The 9,518-nt window shown below is 62.1% G+C and carries 5 protein-coding genes and 4 pseudogenes; 4 read left to right on the top strand and 5 right to left on the bottom strand.

Annotated elements, in window-relative coordinates; translation table 11 throughout:
• Together HX613_RS05550 and hrcA are read right to left on the bottom strand one after the other, a co-directional pair.
• Nucleotides 1-384, bottom strand: a pseudogene (locus tag HX613_RS05550) (DnaJ domain-containing protein); the annotation flags it as partial.
• A gap of 120 nt (nucleotides 385-504) precedes the next feature.
• Nucleotides 505-1,575: a heat-inducible transcriptional repressor HrcA gene (gene hrcA, locus HX613_RS05545; protein ID WP_235344402.1), complete on the bottom strand. Its 1,071-nt coding sequence runs from the start codon at nucleotides 1,573-1,575 to the stop codon at nucleotides 505-507.
• A 141-nt stretch (nucleotides 1,576-1,716) separates the two neighbouring features.
• Here hrcA and HX613_RS05540 point away from each other — a divergent pair, with 141 nt between their 5' ends.
• A complete protein-coding gene (locus HX613_RS05540; RefSeq protein ID WP_235344407.1) occupies nucleotides 1,717-2,580 on the top strand; it encodes a DUF3097 domain-containing protein in 864 nt (287 codons plus the stop codon).
• A gap of 249 nt (nucleotides 2,581-2,829) precedes the next feature.
• Here the strand turns inward: HX613_RS05540 and HX613_RS05535 are convergent, their stop codons facing one another.
• Nucleotides 2,830-3,072, bottom strand: coding sequence for a hypothetical protein (locus HX613_RS05535; protein ID WP_235344406.1), 243 nt, complete (start codon nucleotides 3,070-3,072; stop codon nucleotides 2,830-2,832).
• Between the two features lie 45 nt (nucleotides 3,073-3,117).
• On the opposite strand from HX613_RS05535, the gene HX613_RS05530 reads away from it, so the two are divergent.
• The gene (locus HX613_RS05530) at nucleotides 3,118-3,546 is read left to right on the top strand and encodes a DUF4870 domain-containing protein (RefSeq protein WP_235344405.1); all 429 of its coding nucleotides are present in this window, start codon (nucleotides 3,118-3,120) and stop codon (nucleotides 3,544-3,546) included.
• A 213-nt stretch (nucleotides 3,547-3,759) separates the two neighbouring features.
• On the opposite strand, the gene hemW (HX613_RS05525) is transcribed toward HX613_RS05530, so the two are convergent.
• The gene (hemW, locus tag HX613_RS05525) at nucleotides 3,760-4,992 is read right to left on the bottom strand and encodes a radical SAM family heme chaperone HemW (protein ID WP_235344404.1); all 1,233 of its coding nucleotides are present in this window, start codon (nucleotides 4,990-4,992) and stop codon (nucleotides 3,760-3,762) included.
• Nucleotides 4,993-6,659 (bottom strand): annotated as a pseudogene (gene lepA, locus HX613_RS05520) (translation elongation factor 4). It lies immediately after the preceding gene.
• Between lepA (HX613_RS05520) and lepA (HX613_RS05515) the strand changes: the two are divergent.
• Both lepA (HX613_RS05515) and hemW (HX613_RS05510) read left to right on the top strand, forming a co-directional pair.
• Nucleotides 6,627-8,234, top strand: a pseudogene (lepA, locus tag HX613_RS05515) (translation elongation factor 4); the annotation flags it as partial. The pseudogenes lepA (HX613_RS05520) and lepA (HX613_RS05515) overlap by 33 nt on opposite strands.
• Nucleotides 8,235-9,469, top strand: a pseudogene (gene hemW / locus HX613_RS05510) (radical SAM family heme chaperone HemW).
• Nucleotides 9,470-9,518 lie beyond the last annotated feature (49 nt).

Here is a 9,518-nt window from a genome sequence, read left to right as displayed (position 1 = left end):
AGGTCGATGTTGCCGCCGAACGCGGCGGTCTCGAGATCGATGTTGACTCCGACGAGTGCGTCCTTGCCGCGTTGTGTGCGCGGCATCGGACCGCCGGCCGAGCCGGCTCCCCGCCGAAGAAGGTCTCGAAGATGTCGCCGAAGCCGCCGAAAGCCGCCACCGGCTGGGAAGCCCTGTCCGTTCTCGCCGCCGCCCATGTCGTAGTTACGGCGCTTCTCCGTATCGCGAGAGGACATCGTAGGCGAGGGAAATGGCTTTGAACTCGTCCTCGTGTCCGGGGTTCACATCGGGGTGATACTTCCGGGCCAGCTTTCGGTACGACGATTTGATTTCAGCCGCCGAAGCGTCTTTGGACACTCCGAGTGTTTCATAGTGATCGGCCACAGAAACTTCTCTCTCCCTGGTGGTGTGCGTTGTTCGCGTTATCGTGCCTGTTCGCAGTGTGGTGCTTGGTCACGCTGTGCTGCTTGTTCGCGCTGTGCTGTGTGCTCTGGTGTCGGTGCATCAACCCTGGTCGAGGACAGAGGAGACGTATTTCGCCACGGCCCGGACAGCTGTGATCGTCGTAGGATAGTCCATCCGGGTCGGCCCGAGCACTGCCAATCGCGCGGTGGACCCCGCGTCATGACCATATTCGGCGGCCACGAGGGATGTCGAGCTGAACGACTCGTGAGTATTCTCACGACCGATCCGAACGCTGATCTCCTCTTGGTCCTCAGCCATCGACGTCAGCAGCTTGAGCAGTACGACCTGCTCTTCGAAAGCTTCGAGGATCGGTGCCATCTTCTCACCGAACTCCCTGCCGGAGCGAGCCAGGTTTGCTGTGCCTGCCATGATGATGCGCTCTTCACGCGTGGCAATGACGAGATCAGTCACGGCGGAGCGGACCTGCACCAGTGCTGCGGCTACGTCCGTTCCGACAGCGCCAGCTCCCACGACAGATTCTGCCTGGGTGCCGTCATCGTTCTGAGCCGAAGCACGAGGTGTGGCCGTGCTCACGACTCTCGACAGCTTCTGACCGGAGAATTCGGCGTTGACCTCATCGCGGATTCCGCGCAGCGACTCATCGTCAACGACGCCCGGCGTGATCACGATCTTTTGCTCGACCTGCCCTGCGTCGGTGATGAGGACGACGAGGATGCGGTTGGGGCCCAGGCCCACTACCTCGATGTGCTTGATCGTGGCACGCGACACTGTCGGGTATTGGATCAGCGCCACTTGGTGAGTCAGGCCCGAGAGGACCCGCACCGTGCGATCGAGCATGTCGTCGAGGTCCCCGTTGCCATCGATGAGCTGGAAGATCGCACGCCGCTCAGCGTGCGTGAGCGGTTTGAAGTCGTCGATGCGATCAACGAACATCCGATAGCCGAGATCAGTCGGAATTCGACCGGCAGAGGTATGAGGCTGCGCAATGTAGCCCTCCTGCTCCAGGTGGGCCATGTCATTGCGGATCGTGGCCGGAGAGACACCGAGCGTGTGGCGCTGAACGATGGCCTTCGACCCGACGGGTTCATTGGTGGCGACGAAGTCTTCGACGATCGCACGCAGAACCTGTGCTCGCCTGCTGTCGTTCATTCGTCCCCTTCCTTCGTTCGGCACCGCATTTGGCACTCATCTGCTTTGAGTGCCAATTCTACGCCTCTTGCATTCCGAATTCACTTTCGGGCCCGCCCCAGCGGGTCTGCACCCATCGCATCGAGTCCTTGATTAGGGTGGTTGACCGTGAATACCTTTGATCGCTACGGGCCCGATGTGCTGGCCGGTTCCTCACCTTCCTCGCACCGGCCCAAGAAGTCCACACCTGTTGAGCTGGGTCTCGGAATGGTTCTCGAAGACGCGATGAGCGGATACGTCGGCGCCGTCGTCGGCGCTGAGAAGACCACCGCCGGAATCGTCGTCAATCTTGAGGACAGGGCAGGAAGGGTCCGCGCATTCCCCCTGGGTCCTGGCTTCCTGCTTGAGGGCAAACCCGTCGACATCAAACTGCCGACCAAGAAGAAGTCGGCTCCCGGTCGCACGGCTTCGGGCTCACGTGCGGTCGGCAATGCTCGTGCCCGGGTGGCTCGCGGGTCCCGCATCTGGGTCGAAGGCAAACACGATGCTGAGCTCGTCGAGAAGATCTGGGGCGACGATCTGCGCGTCGAGGGAGTCGTCGTCGAACCGCTGGGTGGACTGGACGATGTCGCCGACAAGCTCGCGGCATTCGGTCCCGACAAGGACCACCGCGTCGGAGTCCTCGCCGACCACCTCGTGTCCGGCACCAAGGAATCCAAGATCGCCGAGGCGGTGCGTGCCGATCCCCGCTACCGCGACGTCGTCCACATCATCGGTCATCCCTATGTCGACATCTGGCAGGCGGTGAAGCCTCATGTCGTCGGCATCAGGGAATGGCCGGTCGTCCCCCGCGGTGAGGATTGGAAGACGGGAATCCTGAGACGTATCGGTTGGCCGCACGCCGACCACCGGGATGTGGCACGGGGGTGGGTGCGCATCCTGGGCAAGGTCAGCACTATCGCCGATGTCGAACCCACGCTCTCGGGCCGAGTCGAAGAGCTCATCGACTTCGTCACCGTCGGCTGAAGCTCGATCGCATCTCGTCAAGAGCAGGATGAGATGTGATCAACTTGGTACAGCTTTGAGGCAAACCCCCATCCGGCGACCACACGTTTGACGATAGGGTGAAGGCCACGAAGCTCTGAAAGGATCCCGCATGTCTGACAATGCCCAGCAGCCGAACTACGGCCCTGACGAATCTCGTCCTATGCCGCCGAACTATTCTCAGGCCTCCGGACCCAGCAACCCTATGCCCAGCAGAATCAGAACCCGGCTTCACAGCAGCCGGATCAGCGCCAGCAGGCTTTTGGCTCCCAGCAGCCAAACCCAACGCCAGACGGATCGCAGCAGTACGGATCCCAGCAGGGTCAGAATTTCGATGGTCAGCCGAACCAGTCCTACGGCCAGCAACCTTATGGTTCGCAGCAGCCCTACGGCGATCAGCAGCCCTTCGCTCAGCAACCTTATGGTTCGCAACAGCCCTACAGCGCCCAGCAACCTTATGGTTCGCAGCAGCAACCTTATGGTGCTCAGAGCTATGGCGGTGCGGCATTCGGCCCCGGGATGGCCTCAGCCACGTCACATGCCGCCACGATACCGATGGGGGCCCCGCTTCCCGACGCCGCTTATGGGTCAGGTTCGGTCGGATTCTGGACTGCCGACCAGACGGAACGATCGACTGCACTGTGGTCGCATTTAGCCCATGCGGCCACCTACGTCATAGGCGTCGGCTGGATCGTCACGCTGATCCTCTTCCTCATCAACAAGGACAAGTCTCCATTCATCCGTCATCACGGTGCGCAGTCACTCAACCTGCTCATCGTCGGTGTCATCACCTGCTTCGGAATCGGCATTGTCGGTGGTCTGCTGTCGATCATCGGCATCGGACTGATCCTGCTTCTCCTACTTCCGGTGGTCACTATCTACATGATCATCATCGAAATCATTGCCGGCGTCGCAGCCAACCGCGGTGAGGGATACAAGATTCTCTGACGCCGAACTGGATCAAGTGACCGAACTAATCTGAACCGAACTGATCTGATCAGGACGCCACCTGATCAGGACGCCACCTGATTGCACAGATGCTCCTGGTACCCCATCGGTACCAGGAGCATCTGCCATTCACATTGAATCTCGCGGGTCACTTCCCTGCAGCGGCTGGCCAGATTGACCGGTCGAGCGAGCTCCGGAGGAGTCAGCTCAGGCTCAGCTCACGTAGTCCGTGAGGATGCGAACCATGTAGTCAGCCATCAGCCGGCCCTGCAGCGTAGGTTCGAAGCGGCCTTCATCCACGGCGTCTCCATCGAGAAGTCCCTGCTGGACGAATCCTCTGATCGCCCTGTCACTGCCTGTACCCAGTGAGTCCAGAGGCAGTTCCGAATCGATGCGAGCCGCGAGCATGATCCGCTCGATCTCCTGGGTGGATGCTTCCAGCACCTCACGTCCGATGGCAGGCGACTCACCTGCAAGCAGCCGGTCGGACCAGGCACGGGGATGTTTTGCGTTCCAGAACCGCACTCCGCCGATGTGCGAATGAGCTCCGGGCCCGAAGCCCCACCAATCGGCATTGCGCCAGTAGGCCATGTTGTGGTCACAGCGGGTCTCCGCTGACGTCGACCAGTTGCTGACCTCGTACCAGTGCAGGCCGGCCGCCTCCATGGCGGCATCGGCGATCTCGTATTTGTCGGCCAGGTCGTCCTCGTCGGGCATCGGCAGTTCACCCCGGCGAACCATGGCGCCCATCTTCGTACCAGGTTCGACGATGAGCGAATAGGCGGAGATGTGATCGACGTCGTTGCTCAGCGCCACCTGAAGTGACCTGCGCCAATCATCGATGGACTCCCCTGGTGTGCCGTAGATGAGGTCGAGGCTCAGTTCCAGGCCGGCCTCTTTGATCCATTTCGCCACATCCGGGATCTTCTCCGGGTCGTGTGTGCGGTCCAGGGTCGCGAGCACATGGGGCACGGCCGACTGCATGCCCAAGGAGATTCTCGTGAACCCGGCGGCGGCCAGGGTCGCAATGTAGCTCGGGTCCAATGTGTCGGGGTTCGCTTCGGTCGTGACCTCGACATCCGGTGCCAACCGGAAGCGGTCGCGGATGTCATCCATCACCCCGGCCAGCACCTCGGCGGCCAACATCGTCGGGGTACCTCCACCGAAGAAGATCGTCGTCACCGCACGGTCGGCGGCCCCTGCATCGGCGAGGACACGAGTCGACAGATCAAGCTCGCGGGCAAGATTGCTGCGGTAGTCGTCGCGGGAGGCGCCGGGCCCCAGATCCTCTGCGGTGTAGGTGTTGAAGTCGCAGTAGCCGCAGCGGACCCGACAGTAAGGGACGTGAACGTACAGGCTCAGCCCGCGAGAGGCCGCGCCGGCCCCGGCCGAGGCCGGCAGCGAACCGTCAAGCGGTGGAGTCTCACCAGTCGGTTGTGCGGGCACTTACTTCTTGGATTCCTTCTTGGGCTCCGGATCATCCGAGGACAGGGCGGCGATGAAGGCCTCCTGAGGGACCTCGACATTGCCAACGACCTTCATCCGCTTCTTGCCTTCCTTCTGCTTCTCCAGCAGCTTGCGCTTACGGCTGATGTCGCCGCCGTAGCACTTGCTCAGCACATCCTTGCGGATGGCGCGGATGGTCTCACGAGCGATGATGCGCGAACCGATGGCAGCCTGGATCGGCACTTCGAACTGCTGGCGCGGGATCAGCTTGCGCAGCTTGCCGGCCATGAGCACACCGTAGGAGTAGGAGTTGTCGCGGTGGACGATCGCGGAGAAGGCGTCGACCTGATCGCCGTGGAGCAGGATGTCGACCTTGACCAGGTCCGCTGCGTCTTCGCCGTCATCGGAGTAGTCGAGGGTCGCGTAGCCCTTGGTCTTCGACTTCAGCTGGTCGAAGAAGTCGAAGACGATTTCGGCCAGGGGCAGTCGGTAGCGGATCTCGACCCGGTCCGAGGACAGATAGTCCATTCCCTGAAGACTGCCGCGACGTGTCTGGCACAGTTCCATCACCGCGCCGATGTAATCGCTCGGGGTGAGGATGGTGGCCCTGACCATGGGTTCGCGGACCTCTTTGATCTTGCCCGTCGGGTACTCGCTCGGGTTCGTGACCTCCATCTCCGATCCGTCTTCCATCGTGACGTCGTAGATCACGCTGGGTGCGGTGGAGATGAGGTCGAGGTCGTATTCGCGTTCGAGGCGATCGCGCAGGACTTCGAGGTGGAGGAGTCCGAGGAATCCGCAGCGGAAACCGAAGCCCAGCGCCGTCGAGGTCTCTGGCTCGTAGGCCAGCGAGGCATCGTTGAGTTTGAGCTTGTCAAGGGCATCGCGCAGGACCGGGTAGTCCGATCCATCGATCGGGAACAGCCCGGAGTACACCATGGGCTTAGGTTCCTTGTAGCCCTCGAGCGCCTGTGTGGCCGGTGCAGAGTTCAATGTGACCGTGTCGCCGACCTTGGACAAGCGCACGTCTTTGACGCCGGTGATGAGATATCCGACCTCGCCGACGCCCAGGCCCTTCGTGGGCTTCGGCTCCGGTGAGGAGACGCCGATCTCGAGGAGTTCGTGGGTGCTGCCCGTCGACATCATCGTCAGCTTCTCACGCGGATGCAGCGAACCGTCGATGAGGCGCACGTAGGTCACGACGCCCCGGTACGTGTCGTAGACGGAGTCGAAGATCATGGCTCGCGCCGGCGCATCGGCGTCGCCGACAGGAGCAGGAATGTCCGAGATGATGCGATCGAGGACCGCATCGACGCCTTCACCGGTCTTGCCCGACACCAGCAGGCAGTCTTCGGGTTCGCAGCCGATGAGGTTGGCCAGCTCCTCCGCGTACTTTCGGGCTGCGCGGCGGGGAGGTCGATCTTGTTGAGGACGGGAATGATCGCGAGATCGTTCTCCATGGCCATGTAGAGGTTGGCCAGAGTCTGGGCTTCGATGCCCTGCGCTGCGTCGACGAGGAGGAGCGCACCTTCACAGGCGGCCAGGGATCTGGAGACTTCATAGCTGAAGTCGACGTGCCCCGGAGTGTCGATCATGTTCAGAGCGAAGCAAGTAGGGATCTCTCCATTTTTCCCTTCGCTCTGAACATGATCGACACTCCGGGGCACGTCGACTTCAGCTATGAAGTCTCAGATCCCTGGCGCCTGTGAAGGTGCGCTCCTCCTCGTCGACGCAGCGCAGGGCATCGAAGCCCCAGACTCTGGCCAACCTCTACATGGCCATGGAGAACGATCTCGCGATCATTCCCGTCCTCAACAAGATCGACCTCCCCGCCGCGCAGCCCGAGAAGTACGCGGAGGAGCTGGCCAACCTCATCGGCTGCGAACCGAAGACTGCCTGCTGGTGTCGGGCAAACAAGACCGGTGAAGGCGTCGATGCGGTCCTCGATCGCATCATCTCGGACATTCCTGCTCCTGTCGGCGACGCCGATGCGCCGGGCGCGAGCCATGATCTTCGACTCCGTCTACGACACGTACCGGGGCGTCGTGACCTACGTGCGCCTCATCGACGGTTCGCTGCATCCGCGTGAGAAGCTGACGATGATGTCGACGGGCAGCACCCACGAACTCCTCGAGATCGGCGTCCCCTCACCGGAGCCGAAGCCCACGAAGGGCCTGGGCGTCGGCCGAGGTCGGATATCTCATCACCGGCGTCAAAGACGTGCGCTTGTCCAAGGTCGGCGACACGGTCACATTGAACTCTGCACCGGCCACACAGGCGCTCGAGGGCTACAAGGAACCTAAGCCCATGGTGTACCGGGCTGTTCCCGATCGATGGATCGGACTACCCGGTCTGCGCGATGCCCTTGACAAGCTCAAACTCAACGATGCCTCGCTGGCCTACGAGCCAGAGACCTCGACGGCGCTGGGCTTCGGTTTCCGCTGCGGATTCCTCGGACTCCTCCACCTCGAAGTCCTGCGCGATCGCCTCGAACGCGAATACGACCTCGACCTCATCTCCACCGCACCCAGCGTGATCTACGACGTCACGATGGAAGACGGATCGGAGATGGAGGTCACGAACCCGAGCGAGTACCCGACGGGCAAGATCAAAGAGGTCCGCGAACCCATGGTCAGGGCCACCATCCTCACCCCGAGCGATTACATCGGCGCGGTGATGGAACTGTGCCAGACACGTCGCGGCAGTCTTCAGGGAATGGACTATCTGTCCTCGGACCGGGTCGAGATCCGCTACCGACTGCCCCTGGCCGAAATCGTCTTCGACTTCTTCGACCAGCTGAAGTCGAAGACCAGGGCTACGCGACCCTCGACTACTCCGATGACGGCGAAGACGCAGCGGACCTGGTCAAGGTCGACATCCTGCTCCACGGCGATCAGGTCGACGCCTTCTCCGCGATCGTCCACCGCGACAACTCCTACTCCTACGGTGTGCTCATGGCCGGCAAGCTGCGCAAGCTGATCCCGCGCCAGCAGTTCGAAGTGCCGATCCAGGCTGCCATCGGTTCGCGCATCATCGCTCGTGAGACCATCCGCGCCATCCGCAAGGATGTGCTGAGCAAGTGCTACGGCGGCGACATCAGCCGTAAGCGCAAGCTGCTGGAGAAGCAGAAGGAAGGCAAGAAGCGGATGAAGGTCGTTGGCAATGTCGAGGTCCCTCAGGAGGCCTTCATCGCCGCCCTGTCCTCGGATGATCCGGAGCCCAAGAAGGAATCCAAGAAGTAAGTGCCCGCACAACCGACTGGTGAGACTCCACCGCTTGACGGTTCGCTGCCGGCCTCGGCCGGGGCCGGCGCGGCCTCTCGCGGGCTGAGCCTGTACGTTCACGTCCCTTACTGTCGGGTCCGCTGCGGCTACTGCGACTTCAACACCTACACCGCAGAGGATCTGGGGCCGGCGCCTCCCGCGACGACTACCGCAGCAATCTTGCCCGCGAGCTTGATCTGTCGACTCGTGTCCTCGCCGATGCAGGGGCCGCCGACCGTGCGGTGACGACGATCTTCTTCGGTGGAGGTACCCCGACGATGTTGGCCGCCGAGGTGCTGGCCGGGGTGATGGATGACATCCGCGACCGCTTCCGGTTGGCACCGGATGTCGAGGTCACGACCGAAGCGAACCCCGACACATTGGACCCGAGCTACATTGCGACCCTGGCCGCCGCCGGGTTCACGAGAATCTCCTTGGGCATGCAGTCGGCCGTGCCCCATGTGCTCGCGACCCTGGACCGCACACACGACCCGGAGAAGATCCCGGATGTGGCGAAATGGATCAAAGAGGCCGGCCTGGAACTGAGCCTCGACCTCATCTACGGCACACCAGGGGAGTCCATCGATGATTGGCGCAGGTCACTTCAGGTGGCGCTGAGCAACGACGTCGATCACATCTCCGCCTATTCGCTCATCGTCGAACCTGGTACGAAGATGGGCGCCATGGTTCGCCGGGGTGAACTGCCGATGCCCGACGAGGACGACCTGGCCGACAAATACGAGATCGCCGATGCCGCCATGGAGGCGGCCGGCCTGCACTGGTACGAGGTCAGCAACTGGTCGACGTCAGCGGAGACCCGCTGTGACCACAACATGGCCTACTGGCGCAATGCCGATTGGTGGGGCTTCGGGCCCGGAGCTCATTCGCACATCGGCGGCGGAGTGCGGTTCTGGAACGCAAAACATCCCCGTGCCTGGTCCGACCGGCTGCTTGCAGGTGAGTCGCCTGCCATCGGACGTGAGGTGCTGGAAGCATCCACCCAGGAGATCGAGCGGATCATGCTCGCGGCTCGCATCGATTCGGAACTGCCTCTGGACTCACTGGGTACAGGCAGTGACAGGGCGATCAGAGGATTCGTCCAGCAGGGACTTCTCGATGGAGACGCCGTGGATGAAGGCCGCTTCGAACCTACGCTGCAGGGCCGGCTGATGGCTGACTACATGGTTCGCATCCTCACGGACTACGTGAGCTGAGCCTGAGCTGACTCCTCCGGAGCTCGCTCGACCGGTCAATCTGGCCAGC

Source organism: Brevibacterium sp. UCMA 11754 (genome assembly GCF_021532275.1).
In the GTDB taxonomy this organism is placed as follows: domain Bacteria; phylum Actinomycetota; class Actinomycetes; order Actinomycetales; family Brevibacteriaceae; genus Brevibacterium.
The sequence above is the reverse complement of the archived record's forward strand: the minus strand, read 5'-3'. Positions and strand labels throughout refer to the sequence as shown.

Coding starts and splice junctions, on each gene's coding strand:
- hrcA (WP_235344402.1), bottom strand. CDS start 1,575: ATGAACGACAGCAGGCGAGCACAGGTTCTGCGTGCGATCGTCGAAGAC.
- HX613_RS05530 (WP_235344405.1), top strand. CDS start 3,118: ATGGCCTCAGCCACGTCACATGCCGCCACGATACCGATGGGGGCCCCG.